Source organism: Bacillus pumilus, assembly GCF_038738535.1.
In the GTDB taxonomy this organism is placed as follows: domain Bacteria; phylum Bacillota; class Bacilli; order Bacillales; family Bacillaceae; genus Bacillus.
Genome location: NZ_CP046128.1, coordinates 2,657,137 through 2,676,503 on the forward strand (window position 1 = coordinate 2,657,137; position 19,367 = coordinate 2,676,503).

Consider the following 19,367-nt stretch of genomic DNA (forward strand, 5'->3'; position numbering starts at 1 on the left):
TAACATTATGTTTGATATGAAAGGATGATCGCTTTGTTGTCTAAAGACGAATTACATCATTTGAAGCAGCGACTTCTCGATGAAAAACAAGAACTCGAAGCTAAAAGCCATGACGATGAACAAAAAGTATCATTTCCTTATGATTCGCTCGGAGAACTGTCAGCCTATGATAACCACCCAGGTGATCAAGGGACAGAGCTATTCGAACGCGGGAAAGATATTGCGTTAAACAGTTTGGAACATGAACATCTGTTAGACATCAATGAAGCACTTCAAGCCATCACAGACGGCTCTTATGGTCTGTGCAAGGTCTGTAAGGCCCCTATTCCAAAGGAACGCTTAGAAGCCTTGCCTAGTGCCGTCACATGCACAGAACATTCAAAAGAACAAACCGTTTCACAAAACCGTCCGATTGAAGAGGATTTATTAAGTCCGCCATCAGATCAATTTGAAAATGAAGAAAGCGCAGCCTATGATGGAGAGGATGCATATCAAGACGTAGAACGCTATGGAAACTCTGATACCCCGTCCGATATGGAATTCCCTCCATTGACATACGATGATGTGTATACGCAATCAGAAGATGAAGATTATGTGGAGGACTATGAAGGATTCGCAGCAGCTGATATTGAGGGCAAAGCAAGCAAGGTATATCCAAATAAAGCCCACGAAGCCTATGAAGAGGCATTAGACGAAGAAGGTGTCATGACGGTATTTGGTGACTTGAAGCCGTACGAAGAAGAACCTTATACAGAAGAAAATCATTAGTCCCCTCATATTGGGGGCTTTATGTTTATATCATGTAATGATTGGGAAATCACTTTAAGAGTGAATTTGATTGGAGGAGATTCTTAATGGCAAGAAAAAGTATCATTTGGGCAGTGGTTGTCTTCTTTATTACATACGCATTATTCTCTATTGCCGGATTCTTGTTTCCGATTGACAGAGAGTGGTATGATGCACTGAATAAACCAGAATGGACACCGAGTGGTGGTGTAATTGGTGCTGTGTGGGCTGTCTTATTTGCTCTGATCTCGTTGTCCGCAGCGATCATTTATGGAAAGTACGGATTTCAAAAAATCACTTTACCATTTTGGATTCTTTTTCTTTTAAATTACGTATTTAATCAAGCCTTTAGTTTTTTTCAATTTACACAAAAAGATTTATTTGCCGCTACGATCGACTGCCTGCTTGTAGCACTGACAGCACTTGCACTTGTCATCGTCTCGCGTAAACTAAGCAAAGTCGTTCCAATTTTACTGGTCCCTTATGTCTTATGGGGCTTCTTTGCGACATACTTGTCTTATACGATCTATTCCATGAATATGTAAAAAAAGATCGCTATGATGGCGGTCTTTCCTTTTGAAGAAAATAAAAAAGAGATCTTTGACAAGACCTCTTTTAAACATGACCCGTACGGGATTCGAACCCGTGTTACCGCCGTGAAAGGGCGGTGTCTTAACCGCTTGACCAACGGGCCAGATAAATGGCGGAGAAGGAGGGATTTGAACCCTCGCGCCGCTTGCGCGACCTACACCCTTAGCAGGGGCGCCTCTTCAGCCACTTGAGTACTTCTCCATTTGGCTCCGCAGGTAGGACTCGAACCTACGACCGATCGGTTAACAGCCGATAGCTCTACCACTGAGCTACTGCGGAATATCATGGTGGGCCTGAGTGGACTCGAACCACCGACCTCACGCTTATCAGGCGTGCGCTCTAACCAGCTGAGCTACAGGCCCATGAACGGATATACAAATGGAGCGGGTGATGGGAATCGAACCCACGACATCAGCTTGGAAGGCTGAGGTTTTACCACTAAACTACACCCGCAAAAATATGTATGGGGCGATTGATGGGAATCGAACCCACGAGTGCCAGAGCCACAATCTGGTGCGTTAACCACTTCGCCACAACCGCCATACTGTCAATATTTTTTTATAAAAGTGGCTCGGGACGGAATCGAACCGCCGACACACGGATTTTCAGTCCGTTGCTCTACCAACTGAGCTACCGAGCCAAGTATTCTTTTTGAAAATGGCGGTCCGGACGGGACTCGAACCCGCGACCTCCTGCGTGACAGGCAGGCATTCTAACCAACTGAACTACCGGACCATTTTGGTTGCGGGGGCAGGATTTGAACCTGCGACCTTCGGGTTATGAGCCCGACGAGCTACCGAACTGCTCCACCCCGCGATGATATGGGTTTTAAAAAATATGGCGGAGGAAGAGGGATTCGAACCCCCGCGGGCTTTGACACCCCTGTCGGTTTTCAAGACCGATCCCTTCAGCCGGACTTGGGTATTCCTCCGTATAGATGGTGGACCTTGTAGGACTCGAACCTACGACCGGACGGTTATGAGCCGTCTGCTCTAACCAACTGAGCTAAAGGTCCTTTATAGCGGCGGAGGGGATCGAACCCCCGACCTCACGGGTATGAACCGTACGCTCTAGCCAGCTGAGCTACACCGCCATGATCAAAATAATCTTTTAAAAAGTGGAGCCTAGCGGGATCGAACCGCTGACCTCCTGCGTGCAAGGCAGGCGCTCTCCCAGCTGAGCTAAGGCCCCATAAAAGATGGTCGGGAAGACAGGATTCGAACCTGCGACCCCTTGGTCCCAAACCAAGTGCTCTACCAAGCTGAGCTACTTCCCGATCTTAATGGCGCGCCCGAGAGGAGTCGAACCCCTAACCTTTTGATCCGTAGTCAAACGCTCTATCCAATTGAGCTACGGGCGCTTATTTTTATAATGCCGAGGGCCGGACTTGAACCGGCACGGTAGTCACCTACCGCAGGATTTTAAGTCCTGTGTGTCTGCCAATTCCACCACCCCGGCGTGGATGGTATAAGCGGAAGACGGGATTCGAACCCGCGACCCCCACCTTGGCAAGGTGGTGTTCTACCACTGAACTACTTCCGCATTACAGGATTTCTTTATGTTATTTGGCAATGCGGGTGAAGGGACTTGAACCCCCACGTCATAAAGACACTAGATCCTAAGTCTAGCGCGTCTGCCAATTCCGCCACACCCGCATGAAACATGGTGAGCCATGAAGGACTCGAACCTTCGACCCTCTGATTAAAAGTCAGATGCTCTACCAACTGAGCTAATGGCTCTCTTTAAAAGCGACTTGTCTATCTTACCATATGAAAGTGGTGCCGGCAAGAGGACTTGAACCCCCAACCTACTGATTACAAGTCAGTTGCTCTACCAGTTGAGCTACACCGGCTTTATCTATCCTAACATTATGTAAGAATAAATATGGTGGAGGATGACGGGCTCGAACCGCCGACCCTCTGCTTGTAAGGCAGATGCTCTCCCAGCTGAGCTAATCCTCCACTATGTAGGAATCTCTCGATCCGACAAAGATTATTATATACAGGTTTTCGTCATTTGTAAAGGCTATATTAAAAAAATTTTATTTCAATTTTCATTGGTATTTCTTTTAGCAAATGATCGTCATTTTCTCCATTCAAACTGCTGTCATTCAACGTTTATCAGCTGAAGTTCTCCTCTCTATATTCTCTTTAAAAACGGTCAATTCCTTCAGAAATATCAGCAGCCTATTATTTTTATGCTTTCATGGTATAGGTATTCCTTGGAATCAAACTTTAGGTACAGTTTTTATAGATATTAGAATAGAGTTAACTATAAAGATTGATACAGTCCCCTTCTATAATCTAATACTCTATCTCTCTACTAGTTTTTTCATAACAAGGATTTATAATATGATGAACGTTCTATCTTTTTGATTTAAAATGTCTCACATACTTGTAAATGAGTTGGAGTGCCGCACGTTCATCAAACAAGTGCAATCAAAAAAATATCCTCTCAAGCAACACAAAAAGACCAGTTCCGTATGGAACTGATCCTTAGAAGAGCTTGGCGGCGTCCTACTCTCACAGGGGGAGACCCCCAACTACCATCGGCGCTGAAGAGCTTAACTTCCGTGTTCGGTATGGGAACGGGTGTGACCTCTTCGCTATCGCCACCAAACCTGATGGAGAGAATGTTCTCTCAAAACTAGATAACAATGTTCAAGCTTCACATTAGAATAAAGGTTAAGTCCTCGATCTATTAGTATCTGTCAGCTCCACGTGTCACCACGCTTCCACCTCAGACCTATCAACCTGATCATCTTTCAGGGATCTTACTTCCTTGCGGAATGGGAAATCTCATCTTGAGGGGGGCTTCATGCTTAGATGCTTTCAGCACTTATCCCGTCCGCACATAGCTACCCAGCGATGCCCTTGGCAGAACAACTGGTACACCAGCGGTGCGTCCATCCCGGTCCTCTCGTACTAAGGACAGCTCCTCTCAAATTTCCTGCGCCCGCGACGGATAGGGACCGAACTGTCTCACGACGTTCTGAACCCAGCTCGCGTACCGCTTTAATGGGCGAACAGCCCAACCCTTGGGACCGACTACAGCCCCAGGATGCGATGAGCCGACATCGAGGTGCCAAACCTCCCCGTCGATGTGGACTCTTGGGGGAGATAAGCCTGTTATCCCCGGGGTAGCTTTTATCCGTTGAGCGATGGCCCTTCCATGCGGAACCACCGGATCACTAAGCCCGACTTTCGTCCCTGCTCGACTTGTAGGTCTCGCAGTCAAGCTCCCTTGTGCCTTTACACTCTGCGAATGATTTCCAACCATTCTGAGGGAACCTTTGGGCGCCTCCGTTACATTTTAGGAGGCGACCGCCCCAGTCAAACTGCCCACCTGACACTGTCTCCCTGCCCGATAAGGGCAGCGGGTTAGAAGGTCAATACAGCCAGGGTAGTATCCCACCGATGCCTCCACCGAAGCTAGCGCTCCGGTTTCCAAGGCTCCTACCTATCCTGTACAAGCTGTACCAACATTCAATATCAGGCTGCAGTAAAGCTCCACGGGGTCTTTCCGTCCTGTCGCGGGTAACCTGCATCTTCACAGGTACTATAATTTCACCGAGTCTCTCGTTGAGACAGTGCCCAGATCGTTGCGCCTTTCGTGCGGGTCGGAACTTACCCGACAAGGAATTTCGCTACCTTAGGACCGTTATAGTTACGGCCGCCGTTTACTGGGGCTTCAATTCGCACCTTCGCTTACGCTAAGCGCTCCTCTTAACCTTCCAGCACCGGGCAGGCGTCAGCCCCTATACTTCGCCTTACGGCTTCGCAGAGACCTGTGTTTTTGCTAAACAGTCGCCTGGGCCTATTCACTGCGGCTTCTCGGGGCTTTAACACCCTAAGAAGCACCCCTTCTCCCGAAGTTACGGGGTCATTTTGCCGAGTTCCTTAACGAGAGTTCTCTCGATCACCTTAGGATTCTCTCCTCGCCTACCTGTGTCGGTTTGCGGTACGGGCACCTCTCACCTCGCTAGAGGCTTTTCTTGGCAGTGTGGAATCAGGAACTTCGCTACTAAATTTCGCTCGCCATCACAGCTCAGCCTTTACGGGAAACGGATTTGCCTATTTCCCAGCCTAACTGCTTGGACGCGGATATCCAATACCGCGCTTACCCTATCCTCCTGCGTCCCCCCATTGCTCAAATGGTGAGGAGGTGGTACAGGAATATCAACCTGTTGTCCATCGCCTACGCCTTTCGGCCTCGGCTTAGGTCCCGACTAACCCTGAGCGGACGAGCCTTCCTCAGGAAACCTTAGGCATTCGGTGGACGGGATTCTCACCCGTCTTTCGCTACTCATACCGGCATTCTCACTTCTAAGCGCTCCACCAGTCCTTCCGGTCTGACTTCACAGCACTTAGAACGCTCTCCTACCACTGTTCGTCAGAACAGTCCGCAGCTTCGGTGATACGTTTAGCCCCGGTACATTTTCGGCGCAGAGTCACTCGACCAGTGAGCTATTACGCACTCTTTAAATGGTGGCTGCTTCTAAGCCAACATCCTGGTTGTCTAAGCAACTCCACATCCTTTTCCACTTAACGTATACTTTGGGACCTTAGCTGGCGGTCTGGGCTGTTTCCCTTTCGACTACGGATCTTATCACTCGCAGTCTGACTCCCAAGGATAAGTCATCGGCATTCGGAGTTTGACTGAATTCGGTAACCCGGTAGGGGCCCCTAGTCCAATCAGTGCTCTACCTCCGAGACTCTTACCTTGAGGCTAGCCCTAAAGCTATTTCGGAGAGAACCAGCTATCTCCAGGTTCGATTGGCATTTCACCCCTACCCACACCTCATCCCCGCACTTTTCAACGTGCGTGGGTTCGGGCCTCCATTCAGTGTTACCTGAACTTCACCCTGGACATGGGTAGATCACCTGGTTTCGGGTCTACGACCACGTACTCATGCGCCCTATTCAGACTCGCTTTCGCTGCGGCTCCGCATCTTCTGCTTAACCTTGCACGGGATCGTAACTCGCCGGTTCATTCTACAAAAGGCACGCCATCACCCATTAACGGGCTCTGACTACTTGTAGGCACACGGTTTCAGGATCTATTTCACTCCCCTTCCGGGGTGCTTTTCACCTTTCCCTCACGGTACTGGTTCACTATCGGTCACTAGGGAGTATTTAGCCTTGGGAGATGGTCCTCCCGGATTCCGACGGAATTTCACGTGTTCCGCCGTACTCAGGATCCACTCTGGAGAGAACAACATTTCAGTTACAGGGCTGTTACCTTCTTTGGCGGGCCTTTCCAGACCTCTTCGCTTATATCGTTCCTTTGTAACTCCGTATAGAGTGTCCTACAACCCCAAGAGGCAAGCCTCTTGGTTTGGGCTGTTCCCGTTTCGCTCGCCGCTACTCAGGGAATCGCATTTGCTTTCTCTTCCTCCGGGTACTTAGATGTTTCAGTTCCCCGGGTATGCCTTCTCATACTCTATGTATTCAAGTATGGATACTACTCCATTACGAGCAGTGGGTTTCCCCATTCGGAAATCTCCGGATCAAAGCTTGCTTACAGCTCCCCGAAGCATATCGGTGTTCGTCCCGTCCTTCATCGGCTCCTAGTGCCAAGGCATCCACCGTGCGCCCTTTCTAACTTAACCATTTCTTACTTTAGAAAGAATCACTATGTGTGATGAACTTTGCATTGCATTCAATGTGAATGTATTACTTATTGTTATCTAGTTTTCAAAGAACAATCCTGTCTCGCTAGAGACATATCTTGAAGGAATGATCCTTCAAAACTAAACAAGACGAAAACGTACGCTGCTCCATATATCCTTAGAAAGGAGGTGATCCAGCCGCACCTTCCGATACGGCTACCTTGTTACGACTTCACCCCAATCATCTGCCCCACCTTCGGCGGCTGGCTCCATAAAGGTTACCTCACCGACTTCGGGTGTTGCAAACTCTCGTGGTGTGACGGGCGGTGTGTACAAGGCCCGGGAACGTATTCACCGCGGCATGCTGATCCGCGATTACTAGCGATTCCAGCTTCACGCAGTCGAGTTGCAGACTGCGATCCGAACTGAGAACAGATTTATGGGATTGGCTAAACCTTGCGGTCTCGCAGCCCTTTGTTCTGTCCATTGTAGCACGTGTGTAGCCCAGGTCATAAGGGGCATGATGATTTGACGTCATCCCCACCTTCCTCCGGTTTGTCACCGGCAGTCACCTTAGAGTGCCCAACTAAATGCTGGCAACTAAGATCAAGGGTTGCGCTCGTTGCGGGACTTAACCCAACATCTCACGACACGAGCTGACGACAACCATGCACCACCTGTCACTCTGTCCCCGAAGGGAAAGCCCTATCTCTAGGGTTGTCAGAGGATGTCAAGACCTGGTAAGGTTCTTCGCGTTGCTTCGAATTAAACCACATGCTCCACCGCTTGTGCGGGCCCCCGTCAATTCCTTTGAGTTTCAGTCTTGCGACCGTACTCCCCAGGCGGAGTGCTTAATGCGTTAGCTGCAGCACTAAGGGGCGGAAACCCCCTAACACTTAGCACTCATCGTTTACGGCGTGGACTACCAGGGTATCTAATCCTGTTCGCTCCCCACGCTTTCGCTCCTCAGCGTCAGTTACAGACCAGAGAGTCGCCTTCGCCACTGGTGTTCCTCCACATCTCTACGCATTTCACCGCTACACGTGGAATTCCACTCTCCTCTTCTGCACTCAAGTTTCCCAGTTTCCAATGACCCTCCCCGGTTGAGCCGGGGGCTTTCACATCAGACTTAAGAAACCGCCTGCGAGCCCTTTACGCCCAATAATTCCGGACAACGCTTGCCACCTACGTATTACCGCGGCTGCTGGCACGTAGTTAGCCGTGGCTTTCTGGTTAGGTACCGTCAAGGTGCGAGCAGTTACTCTCGCACTTGTTCTTCCCTAACAACAGAGCTTTACGATCCGAAAACCTTCATCACTCACGCGGCGTTGCTCCGTCAGACTTTCGTCCATTGCGGAAGATTCCCTACTGCTGCCTCCCGTAGGAGTCTGGGCCGTGTCTCAGTCCCAGTGTGGCCGATCACCCTCTCAGGTCGGCTACGCATCGTCGCCTTGGTGAGCCATTACCCCACCAACTAGCTAATGCGCCGCGGGTCCATCTGTAAGTGACAGCCGAAACCGTCTTTCATCCTTGAACCATGCGGTTCAAGGAACTATCCGGTATTAGCTCCGGTTTCCCGGAGTTATCCCAGTCTTACAGGCAGGTTACCCACGTGTTACTCACCCGTCCGCCGCTAACATCCGGGAGCAAGCTCCCTTCTGTCCGCTCGACTTGCATGTATTAGGCACGCCGCCAGCGTTCGTCCTGAGCCAGGATCAAACTCTCCGAAAAAGTACAAAACCGAAGTTTTGTTTTTCGCCAGTTTGACTGACTACCTATGATGTTTCATAGGATTTTTTTATAAAAACTCGAATTAACAGGTACGTTTTGTCTTGTTTAGTTTTCAAAGATCATCTTTATCGTCTCTCAGAGGCGACTTTATTAATATAACATTCTATCAAGATAAAGTCAACAACTTTTTTCTTTATGTTATTTAATAACCGCGCTGTTTTAGCGGCGAATACAAATATAACACCTTTCGAGAGAGGAAACAAGTATTTTTTCTAAATAATTTATTTTTCCTTATCTCTTCCTATATAATCATACAAAAATTGATTGTCACAGGAATTCTCTATTGTTGATCCTGAAGGTCTTTAGTATATTTATAATAGAAGAAAACTAAATAACCGCAGGGGGAGCTTTGTGCTGAGAGTGAACACTCGTTGTTCTGACCCTTTGAACCTGTCAGTTAATACTGAAGTAGGAATGTGGATTCAATTGAATACATGTGGTGTATTCAACTCGATATGTTTTTCTATGAATAACATACTCATCCTTACACGGTCTCTCCTTGCTCAATTCATGAAAAAGGAGATTTTTTTATGCAGCAATCAAATCAATTGGTACGACTGATGGAAATCGCAATTATGACTTCACTTGCACTTGTATTAGATTACTTATCAGGTCTCTTTTTAAGAATGCCAAATGGCGGATCTCTTGCGCTGATTATGATACCCGTCATTCTTATGTCTATTAGATGGGGAATATCAACCGGGTTTATCATTGGTGTGCTTATTGCAGGCCTTCAGCTGATGAATGGCCCTATTATCGCTACACCTGTTCAAGGATTTCTCGATTATTTCGTCGCATCTGTTGTCATTTCCCTAAGCGGTCTATTTTCTGGGTTGATCAAAAAAGCCATTCAGGATCAAAAGCGAAAGCAGCAATTCTTCTATATTACCTTATCCGTATTTGTTGCAAGTTTCTTTAGACTGTTGACGTTCTTTATCTCTGGTGTTGTTTTCTTTTCTCATTATGCACCAAAAGGAACTCCAGGTTGGGTTTACTCTTTAATTTATAACAGCACATATATGGTTCCTTCATTTATTATTTGCAGTATCGTTCTTTGCATACTCATACCAAGTGCATCTCGTTTGGTTTTTCCTCACAAAAAATAACTGGCTGATTTCAGCTGGTTATTTTTTTATGCATAAATTGCCGCTCTATGGAATCTATTAATAGTAGAAGATTTCATACTGGAGGTACGCCAATGAACCCTTACTCCATTATGCTGTGCTGTTATATTCTCAGTCTTGCTTATTTTTTGGCAGGTTTCTATGAAGCTTTAAAGATAGCAGGAATAAAAGGAAAAGTAGAAGCTTCTCCTCTTATCTCTTATATGCTGCTAGCTGTGCTTTTCACTTTTTTCTCTCATTATTATTGGAAGCTGACAATTTAATTCGGTGTAGATGGTCATTTAATACAGGCAGCTCCCACCCATACCCTATTTCATTATACTTCTCGCCAGCCAGCTCGAACTGGCTGGTAACGACAAAATGAGGTTGAAGCTTTTGATAAAAATGCTTTGCCGAATTTTGTTCAAATACCCACAGCATTATATTCTGATACCCTTTCTCTATTAAATAACTCACTCCTTCTGCAATTAAAGCGATACCTGCTCCTGATTTCTGTTTCTCTTCCAATAAATAGATCGCGTAAAGTTCTCCATCATATGTTGAATAGCGCTCATCACGCTGTTTTCCAAAAGAAGCAAAACCAAATACCCCGTCATCATCTTCTGCGACAAACGTCCCTTCAAGCGACCTTCTTCTCCAGCTCTCTTCTCGATCTTCTATATTTAAACCATCCAAATACTCCTGATTAATAATGCCTTGATAAGTCGTCTGCCAGCTCTTCACATGTATTTCGGCAATTTTAGGAATATCTTTTTGTACAGCATGCCTCACCTTCATCCGCGCCACTCCTTCTCACTGTTTTCACCCTATCTTCATTATGATAAATTCCTATTTCCTAAAATTCAATCAATAAAGGATATTCGTTGACATTTTGTCAACACACCTTTATATTGAGTACGACTTCTTCTATAGAAGAGTTGAAACATCATACAAAGGATGGCGTAAAAGATGGATTTTAAGACAACTGAGCTTGGGCCGCTCTTAAAGGAAAAATTGCAACAACGTTCTCTATCTTTAAGAGATCTCAGCACATACACAGGAATTGATAAAGCGACACTGTCTCGAATCATGAATGGAAAAAGAAAACCAACTTTGAATCACCTGCAGCGGCTTTCAGATTCTCTGAACATATCATTAGATCAACTATTGACTGCTGCAGGGTTTCCAGTCAAAAGCGAAAAGGTGCACGGTGATACGTTCATTCAAGCGGTAGAAGAGATCGAAAAAATACTGAAAGATCAGGACGTCTACGACGGTACATTTAGTCAGACCAAATTGAAACAAAAGTTAAACGAATACGAAGCCTATAGCCAAACAAACGAGGGAAAAGAAACGATCTCGGCAAATTTTGAGAAAAAGAAGGAGACGCTAAGCGGCGTCGGACCGTTCCTTCAACATTTGAAAAACATGTACAGCTTATTTATGACCGGACGGGGTACTTCTCGAGAATTAATGCTGATGGGGGGCGCACTCCTTTATTTCATTATGCCTGTTGACTTAATACCAGATTATATTTTTCCGATCGGTTATATTGATGATGCTGCGGCTGTGAAAATTGTCATAGACCAGCTGACAAATAGGTAGCAGGACAAGAAGCTATGAAAAAACAGTACAGCATTGACTTCGCACTTTTACTCACTGTGATTTGTTTATTTGTCATCAGCCTGATAGCTGTATATAGCGGATCGGGACAGTATGAAACGCAAGATATGTTTTATTTCGTCAAAAGACAAATTTTCTGGTATATCGTCGGTTTCGGCCTCATGGCAGCTGCTGCATACTTTGATTATGAACTGCTTGAGCGTTTATCTTTTCGGTTATTTGCAGGTGGTATTTTCCTCATTATTCTTGTGCATTTTTTCGGAACGAGTCAAAACGGATCCCAAAGGTGGATCAGCTTCGGTTCAATCAAAGTTCAGCCATCAGAGTTCATGAAAATTTTTGTAATCCTGCTGCTTGCGGCTGTCTTGAACCAATACAAGCATCAGCGATTTTCGTTTAAAGAAAGCATCATTCCTACAAGTAAAGTCGTTTGCTGGACCGTTGTCCCTTTTTTCCTCATCTTAATTCAGCCTGATTTAGGGACAGCGCTCGTGATATTATCCATCGCCTTTACACTGATGCTTGTGTCAGGGATTTCTAGCAAGATGATGGCCGCATTAATGGCTACTTTTCTTGCACTTCTTGCATTTTTGGTCTACTTGCACAATGAACACTTTGAGCATTTTACAAAAATCATTAAGCCTCATCAGCTTGATCGCATTTATGGCTGGCTCTCTCCTGATGAATTTGATTCAACATACGGGTATCAGCTGAAACAATCGATGCTCGGCATTGGATCAGGTCAATTATCAGGAAGCGGTTTTACACAGGGGCATCAAGTACAAGGAGGTAATATCCCTGAAGCGCATACGGATTTTATATTTGCCGTCATTGGTGAGGAGTTTGGTTTTATCGGCGCCTCCCTTTTGATGTGTTTGTACTTAATGATGATTTACCGAATCATTCATGTGGCTATGCATGCTAATACGCTTTATGGATTGTACATATGTGCGGGAGTCGTTGGGCTGATCGTGTTTCAAGTTTTCCAAAACGTAGGGATGACAGTCGGTTTAATGCCTGTGACGGGACTCGCGCTTCCTTTTATCAGCTATGGGGGCAGTGCGCTTTTGACCAACATGATCGCCATTGGCCTCGTGTTTAGCGTCAATCTTAGGTCATCATCCTATATGTTTGGGCGCAATTGGAATTGAAGATGATGACATTTCTTCTATCTCATCTCAAAAGAGTCGACCGCATTCTTGTTGGAACGATTGTGTTCCTCTGTTTATTTGGTTTACTGATGGTTTACAGTGCGAGTTATCCTTTAGGAGAAGTGAAGTATGAAAAGGGCAGCTATTTCTTCATCAAACAATGGCAATGGCTCCTGATTGGGGGATTCTTTTTCTTCATTGCCGCTCTGTTCCCTTATCAGATTTATCGTAAATGGATTCGGTGGCTTGTTATGCTGTCATTGTTATGCCTGATCCTAGTCCTGCTTCCTGGAATCGGTGTTGTCAAAAACAATTCCCAGCGCTGGGTTCAGTTGGGCTCTCTCATGCTCCAACCTTCTGAAGCTGTGAAACTAGTGATGGTTATCTATTTTGCCTATGTGTACGCGAAAAAACAGGCGTACATTACATCTTTTAAAAAAGGCGTACTGCCGCCACTCATTCTTTTAGGTCTTGTTTTTTTGTTGATCTTAAAGCAGCCTGATTTAGGCACAGCTGTGTCTATTTTATTAAGCTGCGGCATCATTTTATTATGCGCTGGGCTGAAAACGCACCATCTCATTTTGCTAGGATCGACTGCGGCAGCAGGTATCACTTTTTTTGCAGTGACAGCTCCTTACCGTTTGAAGAGGCTGACTTCTTTTCGTGATCCTTTTCAGTATGAAGATGGAGATGGATATCAGCTGATTCATTCGTATCTCGCGATGGATTCAGGCGGGCTGACAGGGAATGGCTTAGGCGGGAGCATTCAAAAGCTAGGCTTTCTTCCTGAAGCCCATACGGATTTTATCATGGCCATCATCAGTGAAGAGCTGGGAATCATGGGGATTTTGTTTGTGATTGGTGCATATCTACTCATCATGTCTCGCGCAATGCGAATTGTACAGGCTTTACATGACCCTTTTGGAAAGCTGTTAACGATTGGGCTTACGTTTCAAATCATGCTCCAAGCAGTCTTTAATTTAGGCGCTGTCTTTGGCCTTCTTCCGATCACAGGCATTCCGCTTCCCTTTATTAGCTATGGCGGCTCCTCCCTAGTGTTCATGATGATATCTGCTGGTATTCTCGTGAATCTTTCTTCATATGTAAAGAGGAATCCATATTAGGCGCATGCCAAATAGACACCTTCTGATGGAAGGTGTCTATTCATTTTATTCTTCTATTTGATGATCAGCGATCTCTTTTTTTCTTGGCTGTTTGATTTCATTCGTTAGTTCCTGAATGCTTTGCTTCACATTGCCTTTACCGGAAAAGTTCTCAATAATTTCTTTGACATCAATTCCAGAGGATGCTTTCAGGCTTTCTTGCAGACTGGACATGAGGTTTGTAGCATAGCCAGTGACTTTATTGGCACCGCTGCCTTCGCCGTTACCTCCCGTATCCACAACAGTAATTTTATCAATGTTAGAAAGTGGTGCAGATACTTGCTTCGCATATTCAGGAAGCATTTTCACAATCATATCAAGGATCGCTGCCTGACCATACTGTTCGAATGCTTCAGCGATTTTCTCTTTGGCTTCGGCTTCCGCAAGTCCTTTCAGTCTAATGACTTCTGCTTCGGTTTCCCCTTTCGCACGATCAGCTTCCGCTTTGGCAAGCCCGTCAATTCGGACTTTCTCAGCTTCTGCCTTTGCCATTGCTTCAATGCTGTATTTCTTGGCATCTGCTTCAGCGAGGCGTTTCGCTTTTTCCGCCGCAGCTGACTGCTCAACAGCATAACGATCCGCATCTGCTTTCTTTTTCACTTCAGAATCGTATTGACGCTCACGACGCTGGATCTCTTTTTCTTCTAATTCAATTTGCTTCTGACGTTCAATGATTTTCACTTGCATTTCTTGTTCAGTTACGTGCTGACGGTTACGAGCTGTTTCAAGATCGTACGCTTGGTCGGCACTTGCTTTCGCTGTATCCTGTTCACGTCTGAATTCTGCTCTTTTCAGCTCATTGATCTTTTCTGCTTCAGCGATTTCAGTAGCACGCTCAAGCTCAGATTTCTTCGCATCTTTATCTGCTTCGGCACGTTTGATACGTGTTTCTTTATCTGCTTCAGCTGTTGCAATATCTGCATCGCGTTTCACTTGGGCAATTCTAGGTTTACCTAGTGATTCTAAATAGCCATTTTTATCACGGACATCTTTGATCGTGAACGACACAATGACGAGGCCCATTTTCGCTAAATCTTGAGAAGCGACACGCTGTACTTCTTGAGAAAATTTTTCTCTGTTTTTATAAATCTCTTCGACTGTCATTGATCCTAAGATGGAGCGAAGGTGTCCTTCTAGTACTTCTCTCGCTTCGTTTTCGCGGTCTTCTTTTGTTTTACCTAAAAATTGCTCTGCTGCAGTAGCAATTTCTTCAATCGATCCGCCAATTTTAATGATGGCCGTTCCGTCCGCCATGACCGGTACACCTTGTTCGGTATAGACTTCAGGCGTTGAAACATCTAGCTTGCTAGATAGTAAGCTGAGCGGCTCTGCTTGTTGAAAAACAGGGAGCACAAAGGTACCTCCGCCTCTTACAATCTTAATCTTGTTTCCACCTTCATCCACGTGGACATTTTTACTTCCTAGGTAACTTCCTGTGACAATTAACGCTTCATCTGGACCTGCTGTCCGGTATTTCGAAACAAATACACCAATAAGTGCAATAAGAATCACAAGCACAATTCCAATGATAATCAAAATGGTTGTTCCTGGCATAGCATTCCCTCCTAGATTTCTTCATTTGGTATAACTGATAAGACGCCTTTGTTCACTTCGACGACCAGCACCCGGGTTCCATATGGAATCTCCTCTTCGTCGAAACTGACGGCAGGCTTTGAGATTTTCCCGCTATTACTAATTAACAGCACTTCTCCAAACCCGTCTTTTGGAACAGATACAATGATCTCCCCAGTTCTTCCTTTTAAGTCGGCCTCTGTATATGAAAGAGATTCTTCAGCAGAGGAAAGCGGGACTAAGACAAATACATTCAAACAGGTCACAAGGACCACTGCGAGGATGGCAGATAATACTGCGCCAAGTCCACTCCCTACAATTGCTGTTTTTTCAGAGATAAACCCTCCAGCCGAGAAAAAGGTAAGAAATGCGAGGATCAATGTTGGTTGAAGGAATGAAACAGGAATCGCTTCAAACAATCCATCAAATACATCGCCGAAAAAGACGAAAACTAGTGTCAGGATTCCTGATATCATCAATATGTATAAATACAGCGTCTCAAGCGGCAGCCCGAACACATCCATCTTCCTCACCCTTTCTTCATGAAATGAACAGCCTTTGTTTCATTTAGACCATGCTCACCTCCAATGTATTCCTTCTAACAGGTAATACGAACCACTTTTGTAAAGGTTTCAAATTTCCTCACAATTCTTCACAGGAATTCCCCGATAGCTCAAGAATGATTGTCATGTACCACTATGTTAAAATTTGATCTTGAGGTGATGAAAATGAGTTTATTACATGAGGCAAGACAAGAATTGTGGCAAAAGCTGCAAGGTTTGAACGAAGAACAATTGAATCAAAAATTATCTGATGATACTTGGAGTATTCAAGAGGTGGCAGATCACTTAAAGAAGATGGACCTCATGGCAGCAAAACATCTAGCTGCTGAGGGAAAAAAAGCACCGATCAAGGAATATGAGCCAAAGCCGGTGGAAATGGCAGAGGACCGTTCTAGAAAAGCCACTGCGCCTAGTATTGTTGAGCCTGAACGCAAGCATGTGACACCTACACATTTAAAGGATGAGCTCGATACAGCACGTGAACAGCTCAATCAAATTTTATCAACGTTTACTGAGGAAGATTTCAAACGTGTCATTGCGCACCCTGTGTTTGAAGAGTTATCCCTTAAGCAATATCTTGATTTTATCGGCGCACACGAAAAACGTCATATTCATCAAATCAAAGAAATTAAAGAACAGCTATAAGACATAAAGAAGACTCCCTTTTGGGAGCCTTTTTTCATTGTTACACTGTTTTCGGTGTTAGATCAAAACAGCGAGCATAAATCCAGTTGTACGCTTTTTCATTTAGATCTCTTGGGTTTCCAATTGTTTGCGGATCTTTCATTGCTTCTTTAGATAAACGGTCAATCATATCTTTTGATACACCTTGTTCTTCTAATGAAGGAACTTCTAGATCTTCCACTAAATCATACATCCAGTTCACAGCAGCTTTTGCTGCTTCCTCTGTAGACATTCTGCTTGTATCAATGCCGAACGCTTGCGCAATACGAGCGAATTTTTCCGGATACCCTTTCCAGTTATACTCCATCACCGGTCCCATCATTGCTGCTACACACTGGCCATGCGCTACAGGAATAATGCCTCCGAGTGTTTGACTCATCGCATGCGCAGCTCCAGCTGACTCGCTTCCATAAGAAAGCCCGGCAAGCATTGCAGCTTGTGCCATTCCATATCTCGCTTCTAGGTCCGCACCATCAGCAAAAGCACGGCGGATATAATGAGCAGCATATTCAATGGCCATGAGCGCTACCGCATCTGTAATAGGCTGAGCAAATTTCATCGTATAGCATTCGATAGCGTGAGCAAGCGCATCAATTCCAGTCATTGCTGTCACATGAGGAGGCATGGATACATGAAGCTCTGGGTCAATCACTGTGAGGTGAGCTGCAATGAGTGGTCCACCTGTGTTGAATTTAAATTCTCTTTCTTCATCCGTAATTACTGCCCACTGCGTAACTTCTGAACCTGTACCAGCCGTGGTCGGAATGGTGGTTAAAGGTGGGATTCTGTTTTCAAGCGGTTTTTTTCCCTCTGCCGCTTCGTAATCAAGGACTGAGCCTTTATGAGTCACCTCTACTCCGATTGCCTTCGCTGTATCCATTGAGCTTCCGCCGCCTACAGCGACTAATCCATTACAGCCTTCTTTTTCATATAACGCAGATCCTTCATTCACTAAACGGACTGGCGGGTTTGGCTCTACTTTATCAAATAGGATCACATCGATTTGTGCTTCTTTTAATGAAGCAACCACTGGGTCTACTACGCCCGCTTGATAAATACCAGGGTCTGTTACAAGCAATACCTTCGAGACACCGTATGCTTTCACTTCTTCCCCAACATGTTTCACTGCACCGATGCCATGTTTGATGACAGTCGGGATTTCAAATGTGTGGAATTTCTGCATGCTTTCAATTTTCATATTTAATGTCATATAGAATCTCCTCCAAATGTGTGATATTTATTTAAACCAATGAACCGCTTCAGGTTTCGTATTTCGATATACATGCTTCAGTTCCGTATATTCCTCAAGTCCGGTGCGTCCTAATTCACGTCCAAGACCTGACTGCTTATATCCACCCCAAGGTGCTTGAGCGAAATAAGGATGGAAATCATTGATCCAAACTGTGCCTAATCTTAATTGACGAGCCACTCTTTCGGCTTTTCCAATATCAGAAGACCACACAGCTCCTGCTAATCCATAAATCGTATCATTTGCCAGCTCGATCACTTCTTCCTCTGTTCGGAAGGATTCGACTGTCAATACTGGGCCAAAGACTTCTTCTTGGACAATCCGCATCTCTGACGTACAGCCTGAGAAAATCGTTGGCAAGTAGAAGAACCCATTTGAAAGCTCCTCTGTGTCAGGTCTTTTTCCGCCTGTTTCTAATCTTGCGCCTTCATCTAACCCAATGCTGACGTATTTCTCTACTTTTTCTCGATGCTCAGCTGAGATGAGCGGCCCGCTTTGGGTTTCTTCATCAAAGCCGTTGCCTAGCTTGATTTTTTTCGTACGCTTCACCAGTTCTTCTAAAAATTCATCATGAATGGATTCTTCCACTAGCAAACGTGAACCTGCTGAACATACTTGCCCTGCATGGAAAAACACAGCATTCATTGCCTGGTCAACCGCTACGTCTAAATCAGCATCTTGAAACACAATATTCGGATTTTTCCCGCCGAGCTCAAGGGCGATTTTCTTCACATTCCCACTGGCTCCCTGCATAATTTTCTTGCCTGTTTCAATACCGCCTGTAAATGAAATCAAATCTACATGTTCATTCACAGCAAGCTCATCGCCAACCGTTGCCCCTGGTCCAAGGACTAGGTTTGCAACTCCTGCTGGAATGCCTGCTTCTTCCATGAGTTTGAATATTTTGATCGTGGTGAGTGGTGTAATTTCACTTGGTTTTAAAACGATTGTGTTCCCCGCTGCAAGAGCAGGAGCGATTTTCCAGCTTGCTTGAAGCAATGGATAGTTCCAAGGAGTGATTTGCCCGCATACACCGACTGGCTCTCTGACTAATTCACTTTTTGAGTTCGGGATTGGTGACGCAATGATTTCCCCGCCATCTTTGTCAGCCAGACCTGCGTAATATTGGAACACGTTCGCAATATCGTCCATATCTGCTTTGCTTTCCTCTAATGTTTTACCAGTATCAAGCGATTCCAATTTGGCTAGTTCATCAAGATCACGTCTAATCAACTCAGCAATCTTAAACACCATATTTCCTCTTTCAAATCCAGGCTGGTTTGCCCAGTCCCCTTGATCGAAGGCTTTTCTCGCTGCTTTGATGGCTAGCTGCGCATCATTTCTTGATCCTTCGCTGACTGTCGCGATCACTTCTTGATTAAATGGATTGATGATATCCCGTGTGTCGCCACTTTTGGCGCCAACCCATTGTCCATCTATAAATAGTGTTTGACTCATAGAAGGAACCTCCTCTGATTCT

At 45.3% G+C, this 19,367-nt stretch carries 12 protein-coding genes, 21 tRNA genes, 3 rRNA genes and 1 riboswitch; of the genes, 7 read left to right on the top strand and 29 right to left on the bottom strand.

Features of this window, described 5'->3' with window-relative positions; translation table 11 throughout:
* The first annotated feature begins 33 nt into the window (after positions 1 to 33).
* A complete protein-coding gene (locus GKC25_RS13480; protein WP_106038608.1) occupies positions 34 to 768 on the top strand; it encodes a TraR/DksA C4-type zinc finger protein in 735 nt (244 codons plus the stop codon).
* A gap of 86 nt (positions 769 to 854) precedes the next feature.
* Positions 855 to 1,331 (top strand): TspO/MBR family protein, encoded by a 477-nt coding sequence (locus GKC25_RS13485; RefSeq protein WP_034665254.1) that lies wholly within the window; start codon positions 855 to 857, stop codon positions 1,329 to 1,331.
* Between the two features lie 77 nt (positions 1,332 to 1,408).
* Here the strand turns inward: GKC25_RS13485 and GKC25_RS13490 are convergent.
* The 24 genes from GKC25_RS13490 to GKC25_RS13605 form a co-directional block, all read right to left on the bottom strand.
* Positions 1,409 to 1,480 (bottom strand) — tRNA-Glu (locus GKC25_RS13490).
* Between the two features lie 7 nt (positions 1,481 to 1,487).
* Positions 1,488 to 1,578: transfer RNA gene (locus tag GKC25_RS13495), tRNA-Ser, on the bottom strand.
* Positions 1,579 to 1,581: 3 nt separating this feature from the next.
* Positions 1,582 to 1,656: transfer RNA gene (locus GKC25_RS13500), tRNA-Asn, on the bottom strand.
* A gap of 6 nt (positions 1,657 to 1,662) precedes the next feature.
* A tRNA-Ile gene (locus GKC25_RS13505) sits at positions 1,663 to 1,739 on the bottom strand.
* Positions 1,740 to 1,756: 17 nt separating this feature from the next.
* A tRNA-Gly gene (locus tag GKC25_RS13510) sits at positions 1,757 to 1,830 on the bottom strand.
* A gap of 11 nt (positions 1,831 to 1,841) precedes the next feature.
* Positions 1,842 to 1,917, bottom strand: a tRNA-His gene (locus tag GKC25_RS13515).
* Positions 1,918 to 1,944: 27 nt separating this feature from the next.
* Positions 1,945 to 2,017, bottom strand: a tRNA-Phe gene (locus tag GKC25_RS13520).
* A gap of 18 nt (positions 2,018 to 2,035) precedes the next feature.
* Positions 2,036 to 2,112: transfer RNA gene (locus tag GKC25_RS13525), tRNA-Asp, on the bottom strand.
* 4 nt (positions 2,113 to 2,116) lie between these two features.
* Positions 2,117 to 2,193, bottom strand: a tRNA-Met gene (locus tag GKC25_RS13530).
* 22 nt (positions 2,194 to 2,215) lie between these two features.
* Positions 2,216 to 2,308 (bottom strand) — tRNA-Ser (locus tag GKC25_RS13535).
* 7 nt (positions 2,309 to 2,315) lie between these two features.
* Positions 2,316 to 2,392: transfer RNA gene (locus tag GKC25_RS13540), tRNA-Ile, on the bottom strand.
* A gap of 4 nt (positions 2,393 to 2,396) precedes the next feature.
* Positions 2,397 to 2,470 (bottom strand) — tRNA-Met (locus GKC25_RS13545).
* A gap of 25 nt (positions 2,471 to 2,495) precedes the next feature.
* Positions 2,496 to 2,568: transfer RNA gene (locus tag GKC25_RS13550), tRNA-Ala, on the bottom strand.
* 8 nt (positions 2,569 to 2,576) lie between these two features.
* Positions 2,577 to 2,653, bottom strand: a tRNA-Pro gene (locus tag GKC25_RS13555).
* Positions 2,654 to 2,660: 7 nt separating this feature from the next.
* A tRNA-Arg gene (locus GKC25_RS13560) sits at positions 2,661 to 2,737 on the bottom strand.
* Positions 2,738 to 2,749: 12 nt separating this feature from the next.
* Positions 2,750 to 2,835 (bottom strand) — tRNA-Leu (locus tag GKC25_RS13565).
* Between the two features lie 12 nt (positions 2,836 to 2,847).
* Positions 2,848 to 2,919: transfer RNA gene (locus GKC25_RS13570), tRNA-Gly, on the bottom strand.
* Between the two features lie 30 nt (positions 2,920 to 2,949).
* A tRNA-Leu gene (locus GKC25_RS13575) sits at positions 2,950 to 3,032 on the bottom strand.
* 8 nt (positions 3,033 to 3,040) lie between these two features.
* A tRNA-Lys gene (locus tag GKC25_RS13580) sits at positions 3,041 to 3,116 on the bottom strand.
* A gap of 37 nt (positions 3,117 to 3,153) precedes the next feature.
* Positions 3,154 to 3,229: transfer RNA gene (locus tag GKC25_RS13585), tRNA-Thr, on the bottom strand.
* A gap of 33 nt (positions 3,230 to 3,262) precedes the next feature.
* A tRNA-Val gene (locus tag GKC25_RS13590) sits at positions 3,263 to 3,338 on the bottom strand.
* 542 nt (positions 3,339 to 3,880) lie between these two features.
* Positions 3,881 to 3,996: ribosomal RNA gene (gene rrf, locus GKC25_RS13595) — 5S ribosomal RNA — on the bottom strand.
* 61 nt (positions 3,997 to 4,057) lie between these two features.
* Positions 4,058 to 6,988 (bottom strand): 23S ribosomal RNA (locus GKC25_RS13600).
* A gap of 182 nt (positions 6,989 to 7,170) precedes the next feature.
* Positions 7,171 to 8,719 (bottom strand): 16S ribosomal RNA (locus GKC25_RS13605).
* The 16S, 23S and 5S rRNA genes sit together here, the layout of an rRNA operon.
* Before the next feature lie 390 nt (positions 8,720 to 9,109).
* Positions 9,110 to 9,211, top strand: a riboswitch (TPP riboswitch).
* Between the two features lie 98 nt (positions 9,212 to 9,309).
* Between GKC25_RS13605 and thiT the strand changes: the two genes are divergently transcribed.
* On the top strand, positions 9,310 to 9,885 hold the full coding sequence (gene thiT, locus GKC25_RS13610; protein ID WP_034659700.1) for an energy-coupled thiamine transporter ThiT: 576 nt from the start codon (positions 9,310 to 9,312) through the stop codon (positions 9,883 to 9,885).
* A 240-nt stretch (positions 9,886 to 10,125) separates the two neighbouring features.
* Here the strand turns inward: thiT and GKC25_RS13615 are convergent, their stop codons facing one another.
* Positions 10,126 to 10,680, bottom strand: a complete 555-nt coding sequence (locus GKC25_RS13615; protein ID WP_187704041.1) for a GNAT family N-acetyltransferase — start codon at positions 10,678 to 10,680, stop codon at positions 10,126 to 10,128.
* Between the two features lie 171 nt (positions 10,681 to 10,851).
* Here GKC25_RS13615 and GKC25_RS13620 point away from each other — a divergent pair, with 171 nt between their 5' ends.
* Genes GKC25_RS13620 through ftsW form a run of 3 tightly spaced genes read left to right on the top strand, consistent with a single transcriptional unit; the run spans position 10,852 to position 13,780 of the window.
* Positions 10,852 to 11,487 (top strand): helix-turn-helix domain-containing protein, encoded by a 636-nt coding sequence (locus GKC25_RS13620; RefSeq protein WP_034659703.1) that lies wholly within the window; start codon positions 10,852 to 10,854, stop codon positions 11,485 to 11,487.
* A gap of 14 nt (positions 11,488 to 11,501) precedes the next feature.
* A complete protein-coding gene (gene rodA / locus GKC25_RS13625; RefSeq protein ID WP_187704042.1) occupies positions 11,502 to 12,656 on the top strand; it encodes a rod shape-determining protein RodA in 1,155 nt (384 codons plus the stop codon).
* Between the two features lie 5 nt (positions 12,657 to 12,661).
* Entirely contained in the window at positions 12,662 to 13,780 is a 1,119-nt protein-coding gene (gene ftsW, locus GKC25_RS13630; RefSeq protein WP_392387678.1) for a putative lipid II flippase FtsW, read from the top strand.
* Between the two features lie 45 nt (positions 13,781 to 13,825).
* On the opposite strand, the gene GKC25_RS13635 is transcribed toward ftsW, so the two are convergent.
* Both GKC25_RS13635 and GKC25_RS13640 read right to left on the bottom strand, forming a co-directional pair.
* A complete protein-coding gene (locus tag GKC25_RS13635) occupies positions 13,826 to 15,373 on the bottom strand; it encodes a flotillin family protein (RefSeq protein ID WP_034659707.1) in 1,548 nt (515 codons plus the stop codon).
* An 11-nt stretch (positions 15,374 to 15,384) separates the two neighbouring features.
* Positions 15,385 to 15,915 (bottom strand): hypothetical protein, encoded by a 531-nt coding sequence (locus GKC25_RS13640; protein WP_060597128.1) that lies wholly within the window; start codon positions 15,913 to 15,915, stop codon positions 15,385 to 15,387.
* 204 nt (positions 15,916 to 16,119) lie between these two features.
* On the opposite strand from GKC25_RS13640, the gene GKC25_RS13645 reads away from it, so the two are divergent.
* The gene (locus GKC25_RS13645) at positions 16,120 to 16,599 is read left to right on the top strand and encodes a DinB family protein (RefSeq protein ID WP_034660675.1); all 480 of its coding nucleotides are present in this window, start codon (positions 16,120 to 16,122) and stop codon (positions 16,597 to 16,599) included.
* 40 nt (positions 16,600 to 16,639) lie between these two features.
* Here GKC25_RS13645 and GKC25_RS13650 read toward each other — a convergent pair whose 3' ends face one another.
* Both GKC25_RS13650 and betB read right to left on the bottom strand, forming a co-directional pair.
* On the bottom strand, positions 16,640 to 17,848 hold the full coding sequence (locus tag GKC25_RS13650; RefSeq protein ID WP_095285870.1) for an iron-containing alcohol dehydrogenase: 1,209 nt from the start codon (positions 17,846 to 17,848) through the stop codon (positions 16,640 to 16,642).
* Positions 17,849 to 17,875: 27 nt separating this feature from the next.
* Complete coding sequence (gene betB, locus GKC25_RS13655) at positions 17,876 to 19,345, bottom strand: betaine-aldehyde dehydrogenase (protein ID WP_034659710.1); 1,470 nt, start codon at positions 19,343 to 19,345, stop codon at positions 17,876 to 17,878.
* Positions 19,346 to 19,367: the final 22 nt, after the last annotated feature.